We start from the raw sequence: 23,272 nt of genomic DNA, 5'->3' as shown, positions 1-23,272 counted from the left end.
GGGATTTATCCCAACGACGGTGGGAACGAATGTGGTTTACCCACCGACACGGTCGTTCAAAATCAACACCATGGATCAGCCAACGCGATCATTGCCCGCCTGGACAATGACTACACGCTTGGCGACGCAAATGGAGAGTATGATGTTGGACGTTCTTTCAGATCTTGTGGCTGGGAAAGCCAGCGTTGACGATCAACCCGCACAGGGTGCCGATCTGCCTGACACCCTGCCGGTCGTGGACATCTCCAGACTGCAAGGCAGCGCGCGAGGCCGTGAGACGCTGATCGCACATCTGAGGAGCGTGCTGCACCGTTTCGGCTTCTTCTACCTTAAGGGTCATGGCGTCGACCCCGCGCTGTGCGCCGCAGCCCTCGCCGTCTCCAAGCAGTTCTTCGCATTGCCGGAGGAAGACAAGCTCGCCATTGAAATGATCAGATCGCCGCATTTCCGGGGCTATTGCCGGGCCGGCATGGAGCTAACAGGCGGTAAGCCCGACTGGCGCGAGCAGGTGGATTTCGACCGCGAGGAAGCCCCGCTGCCGACTGGCCCCGACACACCCGCCTGGCATCGCGCCATCGGGCCCAATCAGTGGCCCGATGCCCTGCCGGAGATGCGAGGCATCATTCTGGCCTATCAGGCGGAGGTAACGCGGGTCGGGATCGAAATCCTCCGCGCGATCGCCCTGGCGCTCGGCCAGGACGAAGATGCCTTTGCGCCCATGTACAAGTCGGGCCCACGTCAGCATCTCAAGATCGTGCGCTATCCCGGTCGCGATCAAGCTACGTCGAAACAGGGCGTCGGCGCCCATAAGGATGGCGGGCTGATCACCATCTTGCTGCAAGACGTTCTGCCTGGCCTGCAGGTCCAGCTTGAGGACGGATCGTGGATCGATGCGCCGCCGGTGCCGGACACATTCGTCGTGAACACCGGCGAATTGCTCGAACTGGCTACCAACGGTTTCGTTCACGCGGACGTCCATTGCGCCACCTCACCGGAACCGGGCACGGCGCGGTATTCCATTCCGTTCTTCCTCGGCGCGAGCCACGAAGGCAGCATCCCCTTGATCGATCTGCCCCCCGAACTCCGCGCGGTCGAGCGCGGGGTCAGTTCGGATCCCGGTAACCCGCTGTTCCGCGATGTCGGTATGAACCACCTCAAGGCCCGCTTGAGATCCCACCCGGATGTAGCGGCGCGCTTCTACAGCGATTGCACGTAATTCTGCTGAGGGGCTCTCGTTAGGCCGATGCCGCCGAGAGAGTAACCTTTTTTGGAGTGCGCGCGTTGCGCACGATCCGGAACGGCTCCCTTGAAGCGATTATTGGGATAGCGGATCTTCGCATGTCTCGGCGTCGACCTGGGGATTACCCAGTTGCAGCTAGTCCAGTGCAATGCCCATTCCAGTCCTTATCACCTTAAACGGATATCACCGGGATTGGTGGGTCAGGTCACGTGCATCATCCGCTTTCAATCGTCGGCCATTTCGGAAAGCCAATAACGTACAGCCGACGAAAGATCGCTGGCTGAGCGGGTCGCTGTCGCTGAATTCGGTGTAGCAGATGACAAAGAAGTGATTAGCTCCCAAGGTCGAGCTGCAGCGGCATTCGGTCAACTTGTGGAACTGGGCCAACCTTCCACGCATGCCTGTGCATCTGCATGCTCCTGGGCGCAGGGCTGACGTTGACCCAGTTTCTCGGTGTATTGCTCGGCCTTCCATCACTTGTGGTTGAAAGTCAGCGGCTTCTTCTGAAGCCGGTGGTGGCTTTTGCAGCTGCGTTTGGCATTTTTTCATTCGCGGCTTCTTACTTTCAACCCAGCCGCCACGAACCAGATGAAGAGGATGAGGAAATCTAACTGCGCGGTTCGCTGTTCTGAACGACGAGCGGCTGTCATGGCATTAGCGGCTGCATGTTGGCGGTAAAGGCTAAACTCTTGCGGCTGGATCATGCACACAACCGGCACTTGCCTAAAGTTGACTTTGATGACGTGTGAGAGTTGATCCCCCGTATGAATCATTCGTGGCAAGAAACACTTCTAGCCTTTGTTGCCCGGCGGCGACGCTCCCTTCGTGAGAGCGAGGCTGCATTCATCCTGTTGGCAACAATTGCGGGCCTTTGCGCAGGTCTGCTTACCAATGCGCTGCAGTTCCTTGTCCACGGCATCAGCATCTCTTCTACGGCGTCACGATCAATCGCCTAAGTGCGCTGGGCTCAATCCATCATCCCTGGCGCCTGCTGGCCCTGCCGGCAGGCGGGCTAATGCTGGTCATGGCGTCGCGCGCACGGCGCCGCCGCAAGAGAGCGCCGATCGACGTGGTCGAGGCGAACGCGTTGCACGGGGGCCGCATTCCGTTTGCTGACAATGTGGTCATTTCAGCCCAGACCATCATCTCCAACGGTGCAGGCGCGTCGGTCGGCCTGGAGGCGGCCTATGCCCAGATGGGTGGCGGGGTCGCTTCGGTTCTGGGGCAATGGTTCAAGCTTCGACGAAACGACTTGCGGACTCTGGTTGGCGCGGGCGCCGGAGCGGCCGTGGGTGCTGCCTTTGGGGCGCCGCTTACCGGCGCCTTCTATGCCTTCGAGATCGTGATCGGCAACTACACGCCCGCAGCCATCGCGCCAGTTATGGCCGCAGCGCTAACCGCCAGTTTCGTCACTCGAGCGCTTGGCGTCGAGCCCTATCTGGTCGCGACCACTACGGACCGGCACCTAGCGATTGCCGACTATCTGGCCTATGCTGGGCTCGGCTTGGTCTGCGCCCTGATCGGAATAGCAATCATGCGCCTGGTCACTTCGGCCGAACTCCATGTGCAGTCGTGGACTCGGCTTGGACGGTGGCGGCCTGTGATCGGCGGTTTACTGCTAATACCGATTGCATGGATCTCGCCGCAGGCGCTCTCAGCGGGGCATGGAGCCCTACACCTCGACCTGCTCCTCCGCCCCACACTGACCTTCCTCGCCGTCGTGCTTCTGCTGAAAATTGCGGCCTCGGTCATTTCGCTGAGCTTTGGTTTCAGAGGCGGACTGTTCTTCGCATCGCTGTTCCTGGGTTCGCTCGTCGGCCAGATATTTGCCGGCCTGATCAACATGAGCCTCCTGGCGGTGACACTGAACGTGAATGACGCGGCGCTGGTCGGCATGGCTGCGCTCAGCGTCTCGATCGTCGGTGGCCCGATGACGCTCGCGATCCTGATGCTCGAAACCACGCACGACTTTGCCCTGATGGGCGTAGTGCTGACCGCGACGCTGATCTCAAGCGCGTTCACACGCGAAACATTCGGCTATTCCTTCTCCACATGGCGCCTCCATCTGCGCGGCGCGAACATCCGCAGCCCGCGTGACATCGGCTGGACAATGGCGCTCACGGCTGGCCGGATCATGCGCAAAGATTGGGTCACGGTGCGCGAGGATATGACTGTTGCCGATTTCCGTATGCGGGTTGCGCTTGGTTCGGCCAGCAAGGCTGTGATGACCAATGCGCAGGGGAACTATTGCGGTATCGTGGCAACGACATCGGCCTATCGGCCCGATCTGCCAGCAACTTCGCCTCTCAAGGCACTGGCCACACTTGCTGACACGAGTTTCACGCCAGCAACGGGCATAGAGGCCATGTTGCACATGTTCGACATCCATGCCGCAGACGAAATGGCTGTCGTCGGTGAGCGCGGGCAGGTGCTTGGTGTGGTGAGCGAAAAACATGCGCGTCGCCGCTACTTCGAAGAGGTCGAAGCGTCGCAGCGCGCGCTATTTGGGGAAACTTGAAGACCGGTGCGGCCCGAAACGCCTTTCATTCAAGCGGCGACGCTATCCTGCGCGACTTGGTCATAGGCCTCGACAGCCTGAACCGAATACATAGGGCTCGGGCCTGCCCCCATAGAGAGCGCCATGCCCATCGTCTCCATGATTTCTTCGGACGACGCGCCGTGCTTGACCGCGGTCTGCGCATGAAAGGCGAGGCAACCGTCCCAGCGCCAGCGCCATGGATGACGCTCCTTGTTTCTTGCCGGACTATCGGCCGGTCAGGCTGAGCAAGCGAAATGCGGCGACAATCCTCTCCGCTTGCGCCCGGGCCAGAGCCGCCGCAGCCCCGGTCGCTTCGCGCTCGGCGTTCAGACGGTCGAGTTGCGGTTTCAGGCCGACGCGCACTTCATGCGCAACGCTGTCGCGTGCCTGCCTCGCAGATTCGGCCTGCCTGGCAGATGCTTCTTCGACCAGCAGGGCGGTCTGAGCGGCCTGAAAGGCAGCAATGACCTGCTCTCTCACCTGATTTCGGGCCGCTTCGAACCGCGCCTCGGCGGCCCGAACGCTGCTGTCGCTCTCGGCCACTTTCGCCGATGCGCCGGCATTGAATATCTGCCAACGAGCCCGCACGCCAACGGTGGCGCTATCTGCCCGATAGCCTGGGAAGAACTGATCGCGGACCATCGCGCCCTCGGCGAAAGCGCCGACCGTCGGCAATCGTTCGGCACGTGCGCCCCATGCAGCGGCGCGTGCCGCGCGCACACCCGCCTCGGCACCCGCAAGCCAGGGATTGTGCTGAAGCGCGGCATCCATGGCCTCGTCCAACGTCGCGGGAAGCGCGGGATTGGCGGGGAGCGGTTCGAGCGCTTCGGGCGAAAGCCCCGTCAAAATGGAAAAGCGGGCATTTGCCGAGACCACAAATCCCTGGGCCTGAGCGAGACCCGCCTGTGCTTCAGCAAGTCGCGCCGCAGCCTGCGCCACCTCGGTGCTGGGACTCTCGCCCGCCTTGTAGCGCAGCCGGGCCTGCCGCTCGATCTCCTGCATCTGCGCGACGAGTTCGTTACTGAGCACCATCAGGCGGCGGCTGGTCAACACGTCGCCATAGGCCTGCGCGACGGTGGCGACCATCTGGCTGCGGGTGGCGTCTTCGCCCGCCCGGGCAGCATCATTGCCGGCGTTCGCCTGCGCTATCCCTGCGCTGACGCGTCCGCCGGCATAGAGCGGCTGCTCGATCGTCACCTGCCCCGCGCGCGGCGTCACATTGGCCGCCCCCAGACCAAAGAAATTTTGCGGGTCGAGACGGCCGACACCGATGGTCCCGGTCAAGGTTGCAGTCGGCAGGCTGCCAGCCTTGGCTTCCCCCAAACGCGCGGCTGCGGCGTCGCTGTCAGCGCGCGCCGCTACGATCTCGGGCGTATGCGCCACCGCTGCAGCGATCGCCTCCTCGAGCGTCACCGCCGCCGCAGGCATGGAAGTGCCCGCAAACAGACCAATCATGATAATCCGGGCAACCTTCATCTGAAAGCATTTCCCGGGCGCACGCCCATGGCCTTGAAGATCATCGCTGCCGGACAGAAACCGGTAATGCCTGCCTGGATCATGTTGGCGCCGGCGAAGATCGTAAGGGCTATCCACCACGGGTGGACTGTCAGCGCCAAGGTGACACCGAGCAGCACGACGAAGCCGGCGAACATCAGGACAGCGCGATCGATATTCATGGCATTTTCCCCTTGGTAATGGTGGTCAGAAGCGAAGCTTGCGGATGCCCATCACATGTAGGGCCAGCTTCTCGTAGAAGGGCTCGCTCTCGCCCCTGCGGACCTTGCGCAGGAAATATTTCTCGAAGCCGACCTTGGCGAGATGGACCCATTTGCCACTGGACGACCAGTTGACGTTGCGCGGCGGGATCTGCGGTTGGGCGACGAAGGCGACGCCACCGTCACCAAAGTCGGCGAGGCAAACAGCGTTCCAAGTGGCCTCGGCAGTTGCTTCCTTGCCGTCGATGATCGCCGCGAGATTGGCGGCAATCGCCGTTACCATGCTCTCGATCATGAAGCCGGTCTTGGGCACGCCTACCGGAACCGGGGTCGGTCCCGTTGGCGGGATGGCAACACAGACCCCGAGCGCAAAAATCTCCGGGAAGGCAGGATTGCGCTGATGCTTGTCAACCAGGATGAAACCGCGCGGATTGGTGAGTTCCTCGATCCCGCGCACTGCTGCTACCCCGCGGAAGGCAGGAAGCATCATCGAGAAGCCGAACGGCAGGTCGTGCGACTTCTTGACGGTGCCGCCCTCGTCAAGCTCATCGACATGCATCATGCCGGCCTCGACCTTGGAGACCTTGGCATTGGTGATCCACTTGATGTGGCGGTTGCGCATCTCGCTCTCGAGCAGCCCCTTGGTGTCGCCCACCCCGTCGAGGCCGAGATGACCGATATAGGGCTCGGAGGTAACGAAGGTCATCGGTACCTTGTCGCGAATCTTGCGCTTGCGCAGCTCGGTGTCGAGAATGAGCGCGAACTCGTAGGCCGGACCGAAGCAGGATGCGGCCTGCACCGCGCCGACCACGATAGGTCCGGGCTTCTCGCAGAATGCGTCGAACTGGTCAGCAGCCGCAGCAGCATGCGCCGTCTGGCAGACCGACACGGTATGGCCGTCATCAGGCCCCAGCCCCTCAATCTCGTCGAAGGCAAGATCAGGGCCGGTGGCGATGATCAGATAGTCATAATCGATGGACGTGCCGTCGTTCAGCTCGATGCGCTTCTCGACTGGATGAACCCGCTTTGCGCCGACCGATGTGAAGCCGATCTCCTTCCTAGCGAAGACGGGCGGAAGATGAACCTGAATGGCTTCAGGCTGGCGCCATCGCACGGCAACCCAAGGGTTAGACGGAACGAAACTATAGGTCTCCGAGTCGGAGACCGTCAGGATGTCGGCCTTGTCCTTGACGGCGGCCTTGATCTCGTAGGCGGCGATCGTTCCGCCCAGACCCGCACCTAGAACCACGATCTTCGGCTTGCCCATCGCCCCATCTCCGCTTAATCAATCGTTATTGACTAATATAAGCATATCACGATATGCGCAATGGAGAAATTGAAGGAGGCATCCATGTTCGGATTCGGAAAAGGCAAGACCCATCGCGAAATCGAGCCGATGGAACTCGACGCCCTGCTGAAAGCAGACGCTGTTCTGCTGGTCGACGTGCGCGAGCCGGACGAGTTCGCTGCAGGCCACATTGCCGGTGCAGTAAATATGCCCCTGTCGACCTTTTCACCGCTTAATGTTCCGGATGCCCAAGGCCGGACTGTCGTGCTGCAATGTGCTGGCGGAAAGCGCTCGGGCATGGCGCTTGAAAAGTGCGGCCAGGCGCAATCGACCATCGATACCCATCTGGCCGGCGGCATTGCAGCCTGGAAATCTAGCGGCCTTCCCGTGGTGATGGACTGAAGCGACGACTGGGGAGCACATGATGGCGAAAAAAGCGAAAGCGCCTTGGCTTTATGGCGTGTTGCTGGTCCTGCCGTCATGCGGCGGCGAACCAGCGCAGGAGCAACGGTCTTCCAGCTTGCCCGCAGGCAATACGCTGCGCCTTGCCCTGAGCGACATTGCCGACATGAAAGCTGTTGGCGCTGAAATCGCAACCCGCGACCAAGCCGAGGCCCTCGCGCGCATCCCCGGCACGCTCAGCAGCCTCTCCGTCCGCGCTGGCGACGTGGTCAGCAAGGGGCAGCGCATCGGCATGATCGTCGATGCGCGCCTCGGCTACGAAACCAGCGCCTCTGGTGCAAACGTCGCAGCGGCGCAGGCCGAGGCTGCTCGTGCAAATAGCGATCTCGCCCGGATCCAGGATCTCTACAGCAATGGCGTCTACGCCAAGGCTCGACTTGATCAGGCAGTCGCGGCTGCCAAGGCCGCCAATGCAATGGTAGCGGCCGCACAGGCCCAGCGAGGCGCAAGCGCGAGCATCGCGGAGCAAGGCGCCGTGCTGGCCCCGGCCAGTGGCCGCGTGCTGCGCGCCGACATTCCGGCCGGGTCGGTCGTGGCGCCGGGCATGTCGATTGCCACTGTCACCGCCGGCCCACCCGTTCTGCGCCTCATGCTGCCGGAGTCGGCCGCAGGCGCAGTTCAGGCCGGCTCGCGCGTGCTGGTGACGGATGCGCGCTATTCTGGCGTCCGCGAAGGCCGCGTCGTCCAGGTCTATCCGGGCGTCAGTGGCGGACAGATCCGTGTCGATGCCACGCTTCCTGGCCTCTCCACTGATTTGGTAGGACGGCGCGTCAGCGCTTCGGTCTCTGTCGGCACGCGCAAGGCGCTGGTCGTTCCGCGCAGCTTCGTGACGACACAATATGGGATCGATCAGGTACAGATCGTTGGCAGCGACAAAGCAGTGGGGGTTGTGCCGGTGCAAATCGCGCCGACGGACGACCCTGCCAAGGTTGAAATTCTGGCGGGCGTCGCCGCCGGCGACACGCTGTTCCTGCCGAAAGGCACGAAATGAACCTCGGAATTTCCGGCCGGCTCACGCGCGCCACGATCTCTTCTCCCCTGACGCCGCTATTACTGTTGGCGGCGCTGGCCGTTGGTCTGCTGGCTCTCTTCTCCATCCCCCGGGAGGAGGAGCCGCAGATCAGCGTGCCGATGGTCGACATTCAGGTGGTGGCACCAGGGCTTTCGGCTGGAGACGCAATCGAACTGGTCGGCATCCCGCTTGAGACAGTCGTCAAGAGCATCGACGGAGTCGAGCATGTCTATACGCAGGCGCAGGATGACGGGGTGATGGTCACCGCCCGGTTCCTCGTCGGCTCGAACCCGGAAGACGCGGCCATTCGTGTCGAGGAAAAGCTGCGCGCCAACTGGGACCGGAAGCCGGTCGGCATTCCAGATCCCAAGGTGACCGTGCGCGGCATCAACGACGTGCCGGCTGTCGTATTGACGCTCACCCCAAAGCCCGGCGCGGCAGGTCAGTGGAACGACGCCAGCCTCTACGAACTAGCCGCCAAGCTGCGCACCGAAATCGCCAAGGTCGACAATGTCGGCCTCACGTTCCTCGTTGCTGGCAGACCCGAAGAAATCCGCATTGCTCCCGATCCGGCTCGGCTGCGCCAATATGGCGTACCACTCGCCAACGTCATAGAGGCTGCGAGCCAAGCCAATCGGAGCTTCCCGCTCGGCGACATCCGCGAGGACGGCAAGGCCGTGGCAGTGACAGCCGGACGCACCCTTTCTTCGGCGCAGGAAGTCGGTCTCCTCACGGTGCGATCCGCCTCGGGCGCACCGGTCTATCTGCGGGATGTCGCCGCGGTGACGCAGGGGCCGCGGGAAGATCAGGCACGCGCCTGGCGATGGGCGAAGGCCGGCGACACATGGACCAGCGCGCCAGCCGTCAGCATCGCCATCGCCAAGCGCGCGGGCGCCAACGCCGTCGTCGTCTCGGATGCGATCCTCAAGCGTGTCGAGACACTCGAGGGCAAGCTCATCCCGGATAGCGTCGCCGTCGCCGTCACCCGCAACTATGGCGAGACCGCGAACGAGAAGGCCAATGAACTGCTCTTCCATCTCGGCCTGGCAACGATCTCCATCGTCGTCCTGATCGGTTTTGCCATCGGCTGGCGCGAGGCTGCCGTGACAGCAGTGGTCATCCCGACGACGATCCTGCTTACCATGTTCGCCTCGAATCTCATGGGCTACACGATCAACCGCGTCAGCCTGTTCGCGCTCATTTTCTCAATCGGTATTCTCGTAGACGACGCCATCGTCATGATCGAGAATATCGCCCGCCACTGGGCCATGGACGACAATCGGACACGGACACAGGCGGCCATCGAGGCGGTCGCCGAGGTCGGCAACCCGACCGTCGTCGCCACCCTGACGGTGGTAGCGGCGCTGCTGCCGATGCTGTTCGTCTCGGGACTAATGGGGCCGTATATGGCGCCGATCCCGGTCAATGCCTCCGCGGCGATGATCTTCTCGTTCTTCGTTGCGGTCGTGCTCGCCCCCTGGTTGATGATCCGCTTTGCCCGCAAGACGCTGGCGCATGGGGCTGGCGGGCATGACGAGAGCGGCGGAAGGCTTGGCCGTCTCTACGCGAAAGTTGCCCACCGGATCATCGACACGCGCAAATCCGCCTGGCGCTTCCTCATCGGCGTCGGGATTGCGACGCTGGTCGCCTGCTCGATGTTCTATTTCAAGGCCGTGACGGTGAAGCTGCTTCCCTTCGACAACAAATCTGAGGTGCAGGTGGTGGTCGATATGCCGGAGGGCACGTCACTTGAGAATACCGGCCGCGTGCTGGAAGACGTCGCCGCCATCGTGCGCCAGCTGCCGGAGGCGACGGCGATGGAAGCCTATGTGGGCACTTCGGCACCCTTCAATTTCAACGGCCTTGTTCGCCATTATTTTCTGCGCGCGCAACCCGATCAGGGCGATGTCATGGTAACCCTGCTCCCCAAGGGCGACCGCAGTCGTTCCAGTCATCAGATCGCGCTCGATCTGCGCGAGCGGCTGAAAGCGCTCAAGCTGCCGGTGACCGCTTCGATTAAAGTCGTCGAGACACCGCCGGGGCCGCCGGTGCTCGCGACGCTGCTGGCCGAGGTCTACGGGCCCGACGCCGCGACGCGCCAGAAGACGGCCGCCGAGCTGGAAAAAATCTTCAAGTCCGTGCCGTTCATCGTCGATGTCGACAACAGCGTCGGCGAGCCGCGCCCTCGCCTGCGTCTGGTGCCGCAGCGCGATCGGATCGACTATTACAGCCTTTCCGAGCGACAGGTGTCCGACAGCATAGGCATGCTGATGGGCAGCCAAACGGTCGGCTATGCACCGCGCGGCGACGGGCGCACACCGCTGCCGATTACGATTGCGCTGGCTCAGAAGGACCGCAGTTGGACCCAAGCGCTCGCCGCAACACCCGTCGCCCAGACGCCAGCCGGTCAACTCATCGACCTCGGCGCCGTGGTCGATGCGCGCAACGAGACGGGCAGCCCCGCCATATTCCGTCGCGACGGCCGCTATGCTGACATGGTCACGGCCGAGCTGGCGGGCGCCTATGAAGCACCGATCTACGGCATGCTCGCTGTTGATCGCGCCGTCGACGACCATGATTGGGCAGCCAAGGGCCTCGTCAAGCCGCAGATTCGCCTCAACGGCCAGCCCGAGGATGAGTCGAAAGTCAGCATGCTCTGGGACGGTGAATGGGAGATCACCTGGGTAACGTTCCGCGACATGGGCGGCGCTTTCATGGTCGCGCTACTCGGTATCTATATTCTTGTGGTCGCACAGTTCAGCAGCTTCAAACTCCCGCTGGTCATCCTGACACCGGTCCCGTTGACGCTGATCGGCATCGTCATCGGCCATATGCTGTTTCAGGCCCCATTTACGGCGACCTCGATGATCGGCTTCATCGCCCTTGCCGGAATCATCGTGCGCAACTCCATCCTGTTGGTCGATTTCATCCGTCACAGTGCTGAATCGGGCAGGCCGCTGCGCGATGTGCTGATCGAAGCCGGCACGATCCGGGTTAAACCGATCGCCCTTACAGCCGCGGCGGCTATGATCGGCGCGGCAGTGATCCTCACGGACCCGATCTTTCAGGGTCTTGCGATTTCGCTGCTCTTTGGCCTTGCCTCCTCGACGCTGCTGACGGTGCTCGTTATTCCAGCGATCTACGTGGTGCTCAGGGACGATGAAAGGCTGGCGACCCAGTGAAGATGAGAGAGATGGAGCTGAGCCTCCTATGCGAGCACGCGACGGAAGTGGCAGCGATGCTTAAACTCTTGGCGAATCCGCAGCGACTAGTCCTGCTTTGTCGCCTCAGGGAGGCTGAAGCTTCTGTGACTGAGCTGACAGACCTTTGCGGCCTGTCGCAATCGAGCGTATCGCAACATCTCGCCAAGATGCGCGAAGGGGGCATTTTGCAGACGCGCCGCGATGCGCAAACGATCTATTACCGGCTGGAAAATTCGCACGTCGACGCGCTGATGGAATTCATGTGCGAGCGATTTCAGCCAGAAGGGCACCTACGCTAAGCACGCGTCGCGCCCGATGGACGGAAGGGACTGCCAGCCATACCAGGGGGCCGCCGGGTTTCGACGGGATACCTGCACCATGCCACTCTTGTTCCTACATAATCGTGCCTCCCATAAGCTAGCGGGTCTTGCGCAGCCTGAATGCAGGTCGGTCTAACAGTGATAGGTTCGCTGCGGATTGTCGCCAAATGGTGGTTCGCAAGCGCCACCAGAGTTTGACCGGATCGCACACATCGTGGATTGCGTCGCGAGCTCCCGCTGGCGTAGCCTGGTCTATGTAGAGATCGCGCAGCCGGTTATGCCTCGCTTTCTGTCTTCTCCGACAGCGTCAGTGCATCGGCGATATTCACGCCAAAATATCGGACCGTGTTTTCGATATTGGTATGGCCTGGCAGGATCAGCCGCCACGGATTTGTGGGTTCAGAACTGGACAGCGCGCCAGCGTCAACTGAGACCACCTTACACGGCCAGCCCACCCACCCTCACCACAAAAAAACGGCGACCTCTGAAAGGTCGCCGTTAAGGGGGTCCGCTGACCGGCGGGAGCCAGTCAGTGAGGGAATGATCGGCGCGGCATCGGGTTCCGCCTGCCGATAAAAAATCTCGCTCTGCCGTGATGACGAGCTCCAGATGAGCCGATCTCGCCAGAGACCGGCCAAAACTCAGATCATCGCCATGCCGCCATTCACATGCAGGGTCTGGCCCGTGACATAGCCAGCCTCGCGGCTGGCGAGGTAGACCACCGCCGCGCCAATATCCTCTCCGGTGCCGAGCGCGCCGGCTGGAATGCGCGAGAGGATGGCGTCCTTCTGGGCGTCGTTGAGCGCGTCGGTCATGGCCGAGCGGATGAAACCGGGCGCGACGCAGTTCACGGTGATGCCCCGGCTGGCCAGTTCCTGTGCCAGGCTCTTGCTCATGCCGATCAGGCCAGCCTTGGACGCGGCGTAGTTGGCCTGGCCCGGATTACCGGTCACGCCGACGACGCTAGTGATCGAGATGATCCGCCCCGTACGTGCCTTCATCATCGGCTTGGCCGCCGCGCGGATCAGGCGGAACGCTGCCTCCAGATTGATCTTCTGGACAGTCTCCCACTCCTCGTCCTTCATGCGCAGGATGAGGTTGTCGCGCGTGACGCCGGCATTGTTGATGAGGATATCCAGCTTGCCGCCCAGCGCCTCGATCGCGGCGGGCACCAGCGCGTCCACTGAAGCCGCATCGCTCAGATCGCACGGCACGCAGACGTGATCGCCGCCCAGCTCGGCGGCAAAGGCCTCCAGCTTGGCGACATTGCTGCCGGAGAGCGCCAGTCGCGCGCCCTGCGCGGCCAGGGCCCGGGCCACGGCAGAGCCGATGCCACCGCTCGCGCCAGTGACCAGCGCGGTCATTCCATTGAGATCGAACATGATGCAGTCCCTCCTGTCTCTCACACGCGGCCGAGCAGCGCCTCGATGTCATCCATCGAGATCACGCTGGTCACGGTCGCATCCGGCGCGATGCGCTTGACCATCGGGCCGAGCACCTTGCCGCCCAGCTCGACGAAATCGGTAATGCCAGCCTCCCACATCGCCGCAATGCTCTCGCGCCAGCGCACCCGTCCGGTCACCTGCTGGACCAGCAGATCGCGGATCGTTGCCGCGTCGCTCACCGGCGCGGCCGTGACATTGGCATAGACGGGAATGAAGGCGCCGGGCGATTGCGTGTCCGCTAGCGCAGCCGCCATCGCATCGGCAGCCGGCTGCATCAGCGGGCAGTGGAACGGCGCGGAGACCGGCAGCAGCACGCCACGCTTGATGCCATGATCCTTCACCAGCCCGATCGCGCGCTCGATGGCGCCGACATGGCCGGAAATGACGACCTGGCTGGGATCATTGTCGTTGGCGACGGCGCAGACTTCGCCCTCGGCCGCAGCAGCCGCGAGCGCCTCGGCCTTCTCGATGTCGGCTCCGAGCAGGGCAGCCATGGCGCCCTCACCCACCGGCACGGCGGCCTGCATCGCCCGGCCGCGCGTCTTGAGCAGACGGGCCGTGGTGGCGAGATCGAAGGCGCCCGCCGCGCACAGGGCGCTATATTCGCCGAGGCTGTGGCCGGCCAGCGCATCCGCCTTGTCGCGGAGCACGATGCCGCCCTCCTTCTCCAGCACGCGCAAAGTGGCAAGCGCATTGGCCATGATCGCCGGTTGGGCATTTTCGGTCAGGGTCAGATCCGCTTCCGGCCCCTCGGTCATGATGCGGAAGAGATGCTGGCCCAGCGCCTCGTCGACTTCCTGGAAAATCTCGCGCGCCACGGGCGATGCTGCGGCCAGCGCCGACCCCATGCCCACGGCCTGACTGCCCTGCCCCGGAAAGATGAATGCACGCACCGCCCTGATCCCTGCTTGGTCTGTGAAGGCCTGCGCCCTAGTCCGGGGGGGCGCCCCGGGCAAGTCCTGTTGGCTTGACCGGCACGACGGCGCGCCAGGATGGACATTCGCCATTGTGCGCCCTGCTCATGGGGCATAGGGGAAGCCAGGATGTTAAAGCCACGGTTCTCCAACGCGATCAGCCGCGTGGATGCCCGCGTGATGCGGGGCCGCATCGGCGCGATCGGCGGCGCCTTGCTGCTCAGCCTGGTCGCGGTACTGTTCGCCAAGCTGGGCGAGGCCGCGCAAGGCGTGTTTACCGGCGTGGCCGATGCCTTTCCTTATGCGCCGCTGGTCATCACGCCCGGCCTGTTCATCGCGGTGACCTATGTCACGCGGCACTGGTGCCCGGAGGCGCGCGGATCGGGCATTCCGCAGACCATGGCGGCGGCGCGTATGCCGGATCATCCACAATCCCGCCGCCTGCTCTCGCTCCGGACCGCGCTGTTCAAGCTGTTCGGCACGCTGGGGATGCTGCTCGCGGGTGGCTCAGTCGGTCGCGAAGGACCGACCGTGCAGATCAGCGCCGCCATCATGGCCGCGGTGCAGCGCTGGCTGCGCGTGCCGGTTTCGGCCGGGATTATCATTGCCGGCGGTGCGGCAGGCGTTGCCGCTGCGTTCAATACCCCGCTCGCCGGGGTCGCCTTCGCCATCGAGGAACTGGCCGCTGCCTTCGAGCAAAAGATTGCGATCGTGGTGATGGCCGCCGTGATGATGGCGGGCATCACGAGCCTGTGGCTCTCGGGCGATTACATCTACTTTGGCGCCATGCATCAATCGATGCCGATCTCCTCCATGCTGCTGCTGACGCCGGTCGCCGGGCTGGTCGGCGGCGTGGCGGGCGGCCTGTTCTCCCGCGCGCTGATCGCTCTTGCCTGGTCCCGCAGCCCGCTCACCCGCGCGATGCGGGCCAAGCCGCTGCTCGTCGCGGGCATTTGCGGGCTCGTCGTCGCCATCACGGGCATTCTCACCGCCGGAATCAGCTGGGGCACCGGCTATGAGACGACCCGCGCGCTGCTCGCCGGTGAAGAGGTGTCCTGGAGCTTCGGCCCCGCCAAGCTCGTCGCCACACTGGCCACGGCGCTGAGCGGAGCCCCCGGTGGCATCTTTGCGCCATCGCTCTCCGTCGGCGCCGGCCTTGGTCAGCTGCTGGGGCTGCTGATGCCGGACCAGCCGCACGGCGCCATCGTGCTGCTCGGCATGATCGGCTATTTCGCGGGTGTGGTGCGGGCGCCGCTCACCGCCGCCATCATCATGATGGAAATGACCGCAGACCGCACGATGATCCTGCCGCTGTTCGCTACGGCGATCTTCGCCAACTGGGTGAGCGGGCAGATTTGCAAGCCCAAGCTCTATCACGCGCTGGCCCGGCAGTTCCGGCCCTGATCGCTTATCGGCGAGAGCTGGCATTGCGCACTTGCCTTGCGGGCACTTTTCAGCCATAGGCCGCCCCTTCGCCGGGCAGGCTCTCGCTGCGCCCGCCGCGAAGCTTTGTTTGAGACGACAGCCGGAGGGGCATGCGCATGGGGCGTATGTCAGCAATCGGCCAAAAGACAGGACGCATGAACCATGCCCTATTATGAGCATGTCTTCCTTGCGCGTCAGGATCTGGCACAGGCCCAGGTCGATGCGCTCGCGGAAAATGCCACCAAGATCATCGAGGCCAATGAAGGCAAGGTGACGAAGGTGGAAAGCTGGGGTCTCCGCAACCTCGCCTACAAGATCGCCAAGAACCGCAAGGCTCACTACGTGATGCTCAACATCGACGCGCCGGCTGGCGTGGTCGCCGAGCTGGAGCGTCAGACGCAGATCAACGAAGACGTGATCCGCTTCATGACCGTCCGCGTTGAAGAGCTGGAGGGTGGCCCTTCGGTGATGATGCGCAAGAACGAGCGCGACCGTGAGCGTCGTGGTGAGCGCGGCGACCGTGGTGACCGCCCGGATCGCGGCGATCGCGCGCCCCGCCGGGACCGCGAAGAAGCCTCGGACGGCGAATAAGGAGACCTGACACATGGCACGCCCATTTTTCCGCCGTCGCAAGACTTGCCCGTTCTCCGCTAAGGACGCACCGCGCATCGATTACAAAGATGTGCGCCTGCTGCAGGGCTTCGTCTCTGAGCGCGGCAAGATCGTTCCCTCGCGCATCACGGCCGTCTCGGCCAAGAAACAGCGCGAGCTTTCCCAGGCAATCAAGCGCGCCCGCCATCTGGGCCTGCTGCCCTACATCGTGAAGTAAGGAGGGCGGACCCATGGAAATCATTCTGCTCGAGCGTATCGAGAAGCTGGGTGCAATCGGCGACGTCGTAACCGTCAAGGACGGCTATGCGCGCAACTATCTGCTGCCCAACAAGAAGGCGCTTCGCTCCAACAACGCCAACAAGAAGGTGTTCGAGGCCAACCGCGCCAAGATCGAGGCCGACAACGCAGCCCGTCGTGACGACGCTGCCAAGGCGGCCGAGAAGGTCGATGGCGTTCAGGTCGTCCTGATCCGTCAGTCGTCGAACAGCGGCCAGCTCTACGGATCGGTCTCGGTTCGTGACATCGTGGAAGCACTCCACGAAGCCGGCCACACCAATGTGAGCAAGTCGATGGTCGTGCTGGAACGCCCGATCAAGACGCTCGGCCTGTTCGACGTGCGCGTCTCTCTGCACCCGGAAGTCTCCGTCACCGTTCAGGCCAACGTCGCCCGTTCGCCTGAGGAAGCCGACCTGCAGAAGGACGGCGTGGACGTCATGGCCTCCATGTTCGAGAAGGACGAAGCCGGCTTCACCGAGGATTACGATCCCAATGCCGAGCCGGGCGAAATCGCGACCGAGGCTGCCGAGCCGGCTGCCAATGAGGATACGGAAGAGGCCTGAGCCCCTTCCCTCCGCAAGCTTTAGAAACCCCGCCGGACGGATCGTCCGGCGGGGTTTTGCTTTGTGGGAGATCGGATCGGCCGTCACCGGGCGCTGCCGGGCGGTTCAGGTCTCCAGATGCAGAAAATCGCGCGCGTAACTGCGCATATGGGCACCGCCATCGACGATGATCGTCTGGCCGGTCACCGACTCCGCCCGCGCCAGGTACAGCACGGCCTCGCCCACCGCCTCCGGCGTCGGCAACACGCCGAGCGGCGCGTGGCTGGCGAGCCGCTCCAGTTGCTCGGGCGTATAATCATAGGTCGCGAGCGTCAGCCCCGGCGAGACGGCGTTGACCCGAATGGCAGGCGCCAGCGTGCGCGCCGCGATCCGCGTGAAAGCCTCCAGCCCCGCCTTGCCCAGCGTATAGGCGAGCTGGTCGCCATGCGGCTGGGCCAGGCGCTGGTCGAGAATATTGACGATCGAGGCGCCAGCATCATCGGGCCGGGCCGCGGCGGCAAAGGCCTGGGTCAGCAACACCGGCGCAACCGTATTGACCTGATGATAGTCGGCCAGCTGGCCGGCGCTGACATTGGCCAGCTCGCTCTCGCCGAACAGCGAGGCGCTGTTCACCAGCAGATCCGGTGCACGGCCGAAATGATCGATCACCGCCGGCATCAGCCCTTCGACGGCACCGGGGGTCAGAAAATCCGCGACGAAGCCATGCCAATTCACGCCCGTTTCGGCGAGGCACTCGGACAGGAAGCGATGCGGCTCCGCATCATGCCGGCCATGGATCGCCAACGCATAGCCGGCGCGCGCCAGATGCATGGCGATGCGCGCGCCGAGGCGGCGGTGCCCCCCGGTGACGAGCGCGAGCGGGGCCTGCGCCGTCATTTTACGCCCATGAGGCGCAGCACTTCCTCTCGGCTCTTTTCGTCGCGCTTGAACACGCCCATCATCCGGCTGGTGCGCATGATCGTGCCATGGGTGCGCACCCCCCGCCCGGTCATGCAGCCATGGGTCGCCTCGATCACCACGGCCACGCCGAGCGGCTTGAGATTCTCCCAGATGCAGTCGGCGACCTGCGCCGTCAGACGCTCCTGCACCTGCAGGCGGCGGGCGAACGCCTCCAGCACGCGAGCGAGCTTGGAGATGCCGACGACATAATCCTGCGGCAGATAGGCAATGTGCGCCTTGCCGACGATCGGCGCCATGTGATGCTCGCAATGAGACTGGAACGGGATGTCGGTCAGCAGCACGATCTCGTCATAGCCGCCAACCTCGTGGAAGATGCGCGAGAGGTGATAGGCCGGGTCTTCGGCATAGCCCTCGCAATATTCCCGCCAGGCGCGCGCGACGCGCTTCGGCGTTTCAATGAGGCCTTCCCGCTCTGGATCGTCGCCGGCCCAGCGGATGAGGGTGCGGATCGCCTCCTCGACATCCTTGGGAACGTCCGGCTTTGCCGGCTTGGGACTGTGTTCGTTCTGGCTGGCCATGCCTACCCCCGGGAAAAGGACAAGAGGACACGCGGGTGTGCATGTCGATATGCTGATGCGGCGCAGATAGGCCGTTGGAACTTTCTATTCAACCGCAGACGCCCGAGTCGGGCCGCTTGCGCCCAAAAGGGCAGCGCGGACTTGGCATGAACGGCTTACCGTGGCGCGAAAGAGAGGGAAATTATGCCCCGCCCTTACACCTTCCGTTGACGTTAGGGTAAGGCCGAGGATTGGCCGATTTCTTGGGCTTGCATGGATCGCCCAACCGGCGAAACCCGCAGCTGACCCTTGCGCGAAGGCGATGGCATGGCCCATATTGGCCGCACCAAAGGCCCCGCCAGACCTACAGGAGAGTGACCATGGAAGCCTTCATCTATGATGCCGTGCGCACACCGCGGGGACGCGGCAAGCCGGACGGGTCGCTCCATGAGGTGACGCCGGTACAGCTAGCGGTCCAGGTTCTCCAGGCGGTGCGCGATCGCAACGCCATCGACACGGCGGACGTGGATGACGTGATCCTCGGCTGCGTCGCCCCGGTCGGCGAGCAAGGGACGGACATCGCCCGCATGGCGGTGCTGACCGCCGGCTATGCCGAGACCGTGCCGGGCGTGCAGATCAATCGCTTCTGCGCCTCGGGCCTGGAAGCGGTGAACATGGCCCTGGCCAAGGTGATCAGCGGCGAGGCGGAGCTGGCCATTGGCGGTGGCGTGGAGAGCATGAGCCGCGTGCCGATGGGCGCGGACGGTGGCGCCTGGGCTTCCGATCCCAATGTGGCCTATGCCAGCTATTTCGCGCCGCAAGGCATTGGCGCGGACGTGATCGCGACCAAGTTCGGCTTCTCTCGCGACGATGTGGATGCCTATGCGGTCGAGAGCCAGAAGCGCGCCAAGGCCGCCTGGGACGACCAGCGCTTCGGCAAGTCGATCATCCCGGTCAAGGACGTGATCGGTCAGGTGCTGCTCGACCATGACGAGCATATGCGCCCGGAAACGACGATGCAGAGTCTTGCCAGCCTCAAGCCCAGCTTTCTCGCCATGGGCGAAGAGATGCCGGGCTTCGACACCATCGCCCTGCTCCGCTACCCGGAGCTGGAACGCGTCAACCACGTCCACCATGCCGGCAACAGCTCGGGCATCGTCGATGGCGCTGCGGCCGTGCTGGTCGGCAGCAAGGCGATGGGCGAGAAATATGGGCTCAAGCCGCGCGCCCGCATGAAGGCCATGGCCTCGGTCGGCTCAGAGCCGATGATTATGCTCACAGGACCGGAAAGTATCGCCAGCAAGCTCCTGAAAAAGGCTGGAATGTCGGTCGGCGATATCGACCTGTGGGAGCTGAACGAAGCCTTCGCCAGCGTCGTGCTGCGCTACATGCAGGCGATGGGGCTCGATCACGGCCAGATCAACGTGAACGGCGGCGCCATCGCCATGGGCCACCCGCTCGGCGCGACCGGGGCCATGGTGCTGGGCACTGCGCTCGATGAGTTGGAACGCTCCGGCAAGGGCACGGCGCTCATCAACCTGTGCGTCGGCGCGGGCATGGGCACCGGGATTATTATCGAGCGGGTTTGAGGCCCGCGAATTGAAGGCAGCAGTTCAACACCGTTCGTGCTGAGTAGCTCCTGAGCTTGTCGAAGGAGCGTATCGAAGCGCCCAGCCTGCTCAGTGACCCTTCGATACGGGTCTTCGACAGGCTCAGCCCCTACTCTGGGCGAACGGAAAGTGAAGACGAACGAGTCAGGAGGCACACATGGCTACGACCATCACGACCGAGATCGACGGCGACGGCATCGCCCTTCTCACCATCGACGTGCCGGGGCAGTCGATGAATGTCATCACGCCCGACTTCCTGACCGATTTCGCTGCCGCCATCGCGCGGATCGATAGCGAGGAGGCCATCAAGGGCGCCGTCATCTGCTCCGGCAAGGACAGTGGCTTCATGGCGGGCATGGATCTCAAATATCTCTCGGCCATGCTGCGCGAGGCGACAAGCGGCGATGTCGACATGGCCGCCCTGTTCGACAATGTCTTCACCCTCAACGACTTGCTGCGCAAACTTGAGACTTGCGGAAAGCCGGTCGCCATTGCCATCGAAGGTACGGCCATGGGCGGCGGTCTGGAACTGGCGCTCGCCTGCCATCACCGCGTGCTCAGCAACGATCCCAAGGTGCAGATCGGCCTGCCGGAAATCCTTGTCGGTCTGTTCCCCGGCGGTGGCGGCTCGCAGCGCCTGCCCCGCCTGATCGGCATCCAGGGCGCGCTCATGTACATGCTGCAAGGCAAGAGCTGGCGCCCGGCCGAGGCGGCGGCGATGAAGGTCGTCGATGAACTGGCCGACCCGGGCCAGACCGTCAATGTCGCCAAGGCCTGGGTGAAGGCCAATCCCGATGCCCACACCCAGCCATGGGACATCAAGGGCTTCAAGGTCCCCGGCGGATCGGGGCAGTTCAACCCCGGCTTCATCCAGACGATGATGGCCGCGACGGTGATGACCACCAAGCAGACCCAGCGGAACATCCATGCGCCGCATGCGCTGCTCAGCGCGGTCTATGAGGGCATCCAGTTGCCGATGGACCGGGCGATCCGCGTCGAGAGCAAATATTTCGCCAAGGTGGTGGCCGATCCGCAGGCGGGCAACATGGTCCGCACGCTGTTCGTATCCAAGCAGGCCGCCGAACGCGGCGCGCGGCGCCCCGCTGGCGTCGAGAAGGCCCCCACAAAAAAGCTGGCCGTGCTCGGCGCCGGGATGATGGGCGCGGGCATCGCCAATGTCGCGGCGCAGGCCGGTATCGACGTGGTGCTGCTCGACCGCGATCTCGCCTCAGCGGACAAGGGCAAGGCCCATGCGCAAGCGCAAATGCAAAAGCGCATCGGCCGGGGCATGACGCCGGATAAGATGGAACAAGCCCTCGCCCGCATCACCCCGGCGGACAGCGTGGATGCGCTGCAGGGCTGCGATTTCGTGATCGAGGCCGTGTTCGAAGACCCGGCGATCAAGGCGGAGATCACCCAGCGGGTCGAATCCGTGCTGGGGCCGGACGTGATCTTCGGCTCCAACACCTCCACCCTGCCGATCTCCGGCCTCGCCAAGGCGTGGTCGAAGCCCGAGAACTTCATTGGCGTGCATTTCTTCTCGCCGGTGGAAAAGATGCCGCTGGTCGAGATCATCCTCGGCAAGGGGACCGGCGATGCCGCCGTCGCCAAGGCGCTCGATTTCGTCGCGCAGATCCGCAAGACACCCATCGTCGTCAATGACTCGCGCGGTTTCTACACCTCGCGCTGTTTTGGCACTTATGTGCAGGAAGGCGCGCAGATGCTGGCCGAGGGCATCAACCCCGCGCTGATCGAGAATGTCGGGCGCCAGCTCGGCATGCCGGTCGGCCCACTCGCCGTCTCGGACGAGGTCTCCATCGAGCTGGCCCATAAGGTGACGCTCGCCGCGAAGGCCGCACTGGGCGATGCCTATGTGCCCGCGAAGGCCGATGATGTCGTCGCGCATATGGTCGAGATCGGCCGCCTCGGCCGCAAGAACGGCAAGGGCTATTACGACTATCCGGCGGACGGCGGAAAGAAGGCGCTCTGGCCAGGCCTCGCGGCGGAATTTACCCGCACCATCAACCAGCCGACGCCGGCCGAGGTGCGTGAGCGGCTGCTCTACCGCCAATTGGTCGAATGCGCCCGCTGCTTTGCCGAGGGCGTGCTGGTGACGCCGCAAGATGGCGATATCGGCGCAATCTTTGGCTGGGGCTTCGCGCCCTATACGGGCGGCCCGTTCAGCGCGATCGACACGATCGGCCCCGCAAAGGTCGTCGAGGTGCTGGATCGGCTGACAGCCGCGTATGGCGAACGCTTCGCGCCGCCTGAGCAGTTGCGGGAGATGGCAGCGAGCGGCCACGGCTATTATGACGGCGCGCAGGTGAAGGCCGCCTGAGAGGATAATCGGCCGAGCAGCCGGATCGCCCTGTACCCTCTCCCCTTGAGGGAGAGGGATGCGAAGGCTTGGCAGCGTGCTGCCTAGCCGAAGCTGGGAGAGGGGTATGCGATCCACGGGATCGCGCGGACCATAGATCCGCCACCCCTCATCCAACTGCGCCTAGCCGCTCATAGCGGCAAGGCTTCGTATCCTTCTCCCCCAAGGGGAGAAGGATTAAGCTTGTCACAGCCTTTGCCGGCATCAGGGAGGACAACCCATGCTCACGCTCTACATCGCCCCGGGCGCCAGCTCGATGGCGCCGCACATCGCGCTCGTGCACATCGGTGCGCCGTTTGAATTGCGCTCCCTCTCCTTCGCCAAGCGCGAACAGGCCGAGCCGGCCTATCTCGCGATCAACCCCGAGGGCAAGGTGCCGACCTTGGTGACCGAGGAGGGCACGCTGACCGAAGTGGCGGCCATCCTCTTCTATCTCGCGCGGCGCTTTCCGGAGGCAGGGCTGCTGCCGGATGATCCCATGGGCACCGCGCAGGCTCTCTCATGGATGTCGTTCGCCGCGTCGACGCTGCATCCCTCCTTCATTGCCGGGCAAGAGCGCGCGGAGGCTGCGCTCGAACAGGCGGAGCATCGGCTTGCGGGTCAGGAATGGGCGGTAGGCGGCAGGCTTTCGGTGGCCGACATCCACCTTTTCCGTCTATTCTGGCGGATGCGACACACGCTCGCCCTGCCGGTGGAGAACTGGCCGGGCCTCACCGCCCATTACGACCGGATGATGGCGCTGCCAGCCGTTCGCAAGACCTGCGAAATCGAACAGTCGATCGGCTATGAGTTGCGAGGTCTGCGGGTACCCTGA

The 23,272-nt window shown here is 63.7% G+C and carries 20 protein-coding genes and 2 pseudogenes; 14 read left to right on the top strand and 8 right to left on the bottom strand.

From position 1 onward, the window contains the following. Window positions 1–142 precede the first annotated feature (142 nt). The 3 genes and pseudogenes from M2343_RS02860 (at window position 143) to M2343_RS02850 (ending at window position 3,758) form a co-directional block, all read left to right on the top strand. Window positions 143–1,216, top strand: a complete 1,074-nt coding sequence (locus M2343_RS02860; RefSeq protein ID WP_264603856.1) for an isopenicillin N synthase family dioxygenase — start codon at window positions 143–145, stop codon at window positions 1,214–1,216. A 461-nt stretch (window positions 1,217–1,677) separates the two neighbouring features. Continuing rightward, the gene (locus M2343_RS02855; RefSeq protein WP_264575522.1) at window positions 1,678–1,851 is read left to right on the top strand and encodes a hypothetical protein; all 174 of its coding nucleotides are present in this window, start codon (window positions 1,678–1,680) and stop codon (window positions 1,849–1,851) included. Window positions 1,852–2,004: 153 nt separating this feature from the next. Next, window positions 2,005–3,758, top strand: a pseudogene (locus M2343_RS02850) (chloride channel protein). A gap of 29 nt (window positions 3,759–3,787) precedes the next feature. Here the strand turns inward: M2343_RS02850 and M2343_RS02845 are convergent. The 4 genes and pseudogenes from M2343_RS02845 to M2343_RS02830 form a co-directional block, all read right to left on the bottom strand. Then, a pseudogene (locus M2343_RS02845) lies at window positions 3,788–3,949 on the bottom strand (carboxymuconolactone decarboxylase family protein); the annotation flags it as partial. A 55-nt stretch (window positions 3,950–4,004) separates the two neighbouring features. Next, window positions 4,005–5,234 carry a TolC family protein gene (locus M2343_RS02840; protein WP_264603855.1) on the bottom strand — a complete coding sequence of 410 codons (1,230 nt, stop codon included), beginning with the start codon at window positions 5,232–5,234 and terminating at the stop codon, window positions 4,005–4,007. A gap of 17 nt (window positions 5,235–5,251) precedes the next feature. After that, window positions 5,252–5,455 carry a DUF2892 domain-containing protein gene (locus M2343_RS02835; RefSeq protein ID WP_264575519.1) on the bottom strand — a complete coding sequence of 68 codons (204 nt, stop codon included), beginning with the start codon at window positions 5,453–5,455 and terminating at the stop codon, window positions 5,252–5,254. 25 nt (window positions 5,456–5,480) lie between these two features. Continuing rightward, window positions 5,481–6,761 (bottom strand): NAD(P)/FAD-dependent oxidoreductase, encoded by a 1,281-nt coding sequence (locus M2343_RS02830; protein ID WP_264575518.1) that lies wholly within the window; start codon window positions 6,759–6,761, stop codon window positions 5,481–5,483. Between the two features lie 84 nt (window positions 6,762–6,845). Between M2343_RS02830 and M2343_RS02825 the strand changes: the two genes are divergently transcribed. From M2343_RS02825 to M2343_RS02810, 4 genes are read left to right on the top strand one after another with little or no spacing between them, the layout of a single operon-like run. Further along, on the top strand, window positions 6,846–7,184 hold the full coding sequence (locus M2343_RS02825) for a rhodanese-like domain-containing protein (protein ID WP_264577477.1): 339 nt from the start codon (window positions 6,846–6,848) through the stop codon (window positions 7,182–7,184). Between the two features lie 19 nt (window positions 7,185–7,203). Next, the gene (locus M2343_RS02820) at window positions 7,204–8,235 is read left to right on the top strand and encodes an efflux RND transporter periplasmic adaptor subunit (protein ID WP_319799385.1); all 1,032 of its coding nucleotides are present in this window, start codon (window positions 7,204–7,206) and stop codon (window positions 8,233–8,235) included. Beyond that, window positions 8,232–11,438, top strand: a complete 3,207-nt coding sequence (locus M2343_RS02815) for an efflux RND transporter permease subunit (RefSeq protein ID WP_264575517.1) — start codon at window positions 8,232–8,234, stop codon at window positions 11,436–11,438. Before M2343_RS02820 ends, M2343_RS02815 begins: the two co-directional genes overlap by 4 nt. A gap of 11 nt (window positions 11,439–11,449) precedes the next feature. Beyond that, window positions 11,450–11,758 carry an ArsR/SmtB family transcription factor gene (locus tag M2343_RS02810; protein WP_264575516.1) on the top strand — a complete coding sequence of 103 codons (309 nt, stop codon included), beginning with the start codon at window positions 11,450–11,452 and terminating at the stop codon, window positions 11,756–11,758. Between the two features lie 662 nt (window positions 11,759–12,420). Here M2343_RS02810 and fabG read toward each other — a convergent pair. Both fabG and fabD read right to left on the bottom strand, forming a co-directional pair. Then, window positions 12,421–13,161 (bottom strand): 3-oxoacyl-[acyl-carrier-protein] reductase, encoded by a 741-nt coding sequence (gene fabG, locus M2343_RS02805; protein ID WP_264575515.1) that lies wholly within the window; start codon window positions 13,159–13,161, stop codon window positions 12,421–12,423. Between the two features lie 20 nt (window positions 13,162–13,181). Then, window positions 13,182–14,117 carry an ACP S-malonyltransferase gene (fabD, locus tag M2343_RS02800; RefSeq protein WP_264575514.1) on the bottom strand — a complete coding sequence of 312 codons (936 nt, stop codon included), beginning with the start codon at window positions 14,115–14,117 and terminating at the stop codon, window positions 13,182–13,184. A gap of 150 nt (window positions 14,118–14,267) precedes the next feature. On the opposite strand from fabD, the gene M2343_RS02795 reads away from it, so the two are divergent. From M2343_RS02795 to rplI, 4 genes are all read left to right on the top strand, one after another. Next, window positions 14,268–15,542 carry a chloride channel protein gene (locus M2343_RS02795; RefSeq protein WP_264575513.1) on the top strand — a complete coding sequence of 425 codons (1,275 nt, stop codon included), beginning with the start codon at window positions 14,268–14,270 and terminating at the stop codon, window positions 15,540–15,542. A gap of 183 nt (window positions 15,543–15,725) precedes the next feature. After that, window positions 15,726–16,154, top strand: a complete 429-nt coding sequence (rpsF, locus tag M2343_RS02790) for a 30S ribosomal protein S6 (protein ID WP_181560055.1) — start codon at window positions 15,726–15,728, stop codon at window positions 16,152–16,154. A gap of 13 nt (window positions 16,155–16,167) precedes the next feature. Further along, entirely contained in the window at window positions 16,168–16,392 is a 225-nt protein-coding gene (gene rpsR / locus M2343_RS02785) for a 30S ribosomal protein S18 (RefSeq protein WP_181560056.1), read from the top strand. A gap of 13 nt (window positions 16,393–16,405) precedes the next feature. Beyond that, window positions 16,406–17,014, top strand: coding sequence for a 50S ribosomal protein L9 (gene rplI, locus M2343_RS02780; protein WP_181560057.1), 609 nt, complete (start codon window positions 16,406–16,408; stop codon window positions 17,012–17,014). 105 nt (window positions 17,015–17,119) lie between these two features. On the opposite strand, the gene M2343_RS02775 is transcribed toward rplI, so the two are convergent. Both M2343_RS02775 and folE read right to left on the bottom strand, forming a co-directional pair. Then, on the bottom strand, window positions 17,120–17,890 hold the full coding sequence (locus M2343_RS02775; protein ID WP_264575512.1) for an SDR family oxidoreductase: 771 nt from the start codon (window positions 17,888–17,890) through the stop codon (window positions 17,120–17,122). After that, window positions 17,887–18,492, bottom strand: coding sequence for a GTP cyclohydrolase I FolE (gene folE / locus M2343_RS02770; RefSeq protein WP_264573139.1), 606 nt, complete (start codon window positions 18,490–18,492; stop codon window positions 17,887–17,889). Before folE ends, M2343_RS02775 begins: the two co-directional genes overlap by 4 nt. A 359-nt stretch (window positions 18,493–18,851) precedes the next feature. Here folE and M2343_RS02765 point away from each other — a divergent pair, with 359 nt between their 5' ends. The 3 genes from M2343_RS02765 to M2343_RS02755 all read left to right on the top strand — a co-directional run bounded on the left by M2343_RS02765 (window position 18,852) and on the right by M2343_RS02755 (window position 23,272). Further along, on the top strand, window positions 18,852–20,060 hold the full coding sequence (locus M2343_RS02765; protein ID WP_264575511.1) for an acetyl-CoA C-acetyltransferase: 1,209 nt from the start codon (window positions 18,852–18,854) through the stop codon (window positions 20,058–20,060). A 178-nt stretch (window positions 20,061–20,238) separates the two neighbouring features. Then, the gene (locus tag M2343_RS02760) at window positions 20,239–22,419 is read left to right on the top strand and encodes a 3-hydroxyacyl-CoA dehydrogenase NAD-binding domain-containing protein (RefSeq protein WP_264575510.1); all 2,181 of its coding nucleotides are present in this window, start codon (window positions 20,239–20,241) and stop codon (window positions 22,417–22,419) included. Between the two features lie 259 nt (window positions 22,420–22,678). Then, window positions 22,679–23,272, top strand: a complete 594-nt coding sequence (locus M2343_RS02755; RefSeq protein ID WP_264575509.1) for a glutathione S-transferase family protein — start codon at window positions 22,679–22,681, stop codon at window positions 23,270–23,272.

The sequence above is a fragment of the Sphingobium sp. B8D3B genome, assembly GCF_025961875.1.
Lineage (GTDB): Bacteria > Pseudomonadota > Alphaproteobacteria > Sphingomonadales > Sphingomonadaceae > Sphingobium.
The sequence above is the reverse complement of the archived record's forward strand: the minus strand, read 5'-3'. Positions and strand labels throughout refer to the sequence as shown.

What these genes read in the sequence shown, in the direction of transcription:
- fabG (WP_264575515.1), bottom strand. Translation starts at nt 13,161, where the DNA reads ATGTTCGATCTCAATGGAATGACCGCGCTGGTCACTGGCGCGAGCGGT.
- M2343_RS02775 (WP_264575512.1), bottom strand. Translation starts at nt 17,890, where the DNA reads ATGACGGCGCAGGCCCCGCTCGCGCTCGTCACCGGGGGGCACCGCCGC.
- M2343_RS02795 (WP_264575513.1), top strand. Translation starts at nt 14,268, where the DNA reads ATGTTAAAGCCACGGTTCTCCAACGCGATCAGCCGCGTGGATGCCCGC.
- M2343_RS02760 (WP_264575510.1), top strand. Translation starts at nt 20,239, where the DNA reads ATGGCTACGACCATCACGACCGAGATCGACGGCGACGGCATCGCCCTT.
- M2343_RS02810 (WP_264575516.1), top strand. Translation starts at nt 11,450, where the DNA reads ATGGAGCTGAGCCTCCTATGCGAGCACGCGACGGAAGTGGCAGCGATG.
- M2343_RS02820 (WP_319799385.1), top strand. Translation starts at nt 7,204, where the DNA reads ATGATGGCGAAAAAAGCGAAAGCGCCTTGGCTTTATGGCGTGTTGCTG.
- folE (WP_264573139.1), bottom strand. Translation starts at nt 18,492, where the DNA reads ATGGCCAGCCAGAACGAACACAGTCCCAAGCCGGCAAAGCCGGACGTT.
- rplI (WP_181560057.1), top strand. Translation starts at nt 16,406, where the DNA reads ATGGAAATCATTCTGCTCGAGCGTATCGAGAAGCTGGGTGCAATCGGC.
- M2343_RS02835 (WP_264575519.1), bottom strand. Translation starts at nt 5,455, where the DNA reads ATGAATATCGATCGCGCTGTCCTGATGTTCGCCGGCTTCGTCGTGCTG.
- M2343_RS02815 (WP_264575517.1), top strand. Translation starts at nt 8,232, where the DNA reads ATGAACCTCGGAATTTCCGGCCGGCTCACGCGCGCCACGATCTCTTCT.
- M2343_RS02765 (WP_264575511.1), top strand. Translation starts at nt 18,852, where the DNA reads ATGGAAGCCTTCATCTATGATGCCGTGCGCACACCGCGGGGACGCGGC.
- M2343_RS02830 (WP_264575518.1), bottom strand. Translation starts at nt 6,761, where the DNA reads ATGGGCAAGCCGAAGATCGTGGTTCTAGGTGCGGGTCTGGGCGGAACG.
- M2343_RS02860 (WP_264603856.1), top strand. Translation starts at nt 143, where the DNA reads ATGTTGGACGTTCTTTCAGATCTTGTGGCTGGGAAAGCCAGCGTTGAC.
- M2343_RS02840 (WP_264603855.1), bottom strand. Translation starts at nt 5,234, where the DNA reads ATGATTGGTCTGTTTGCGGGCACTTCCATGCCTGCGGCGGCGGTGACG.
- M2343_RS02825 (WP_264577477.1), top strand. Translation starts at nt 6,846, where the DNA reads ATGTTCGGATTCGGAAAAGGCAAGACCCATCGCGAAATCGAGCCGATG.
- M2343_RS02755 (WP_264575509.1), top strand. Translation starts at nt 22,679, where the DNA reads ATGCTCACGCTCTACATCGCCCCGGGCGCCAGCTCGATGGCGCCGCAC.
- rpsR (WP_181560056.1), top strand. Translation starts at nt 16,168, where the DNA reads ATGGCACGCCCATTTTTCCGCCGTCGCAAGACTTGCCCGTTCTCCGCT.
- rpsF (WP_181560055.1), top strand. Translation starts at nt 15,726, where the DNA reads ATGCCCTATTATGAGCATGTCTTCCTTGCGCGTCAGGATCTGGCACAG.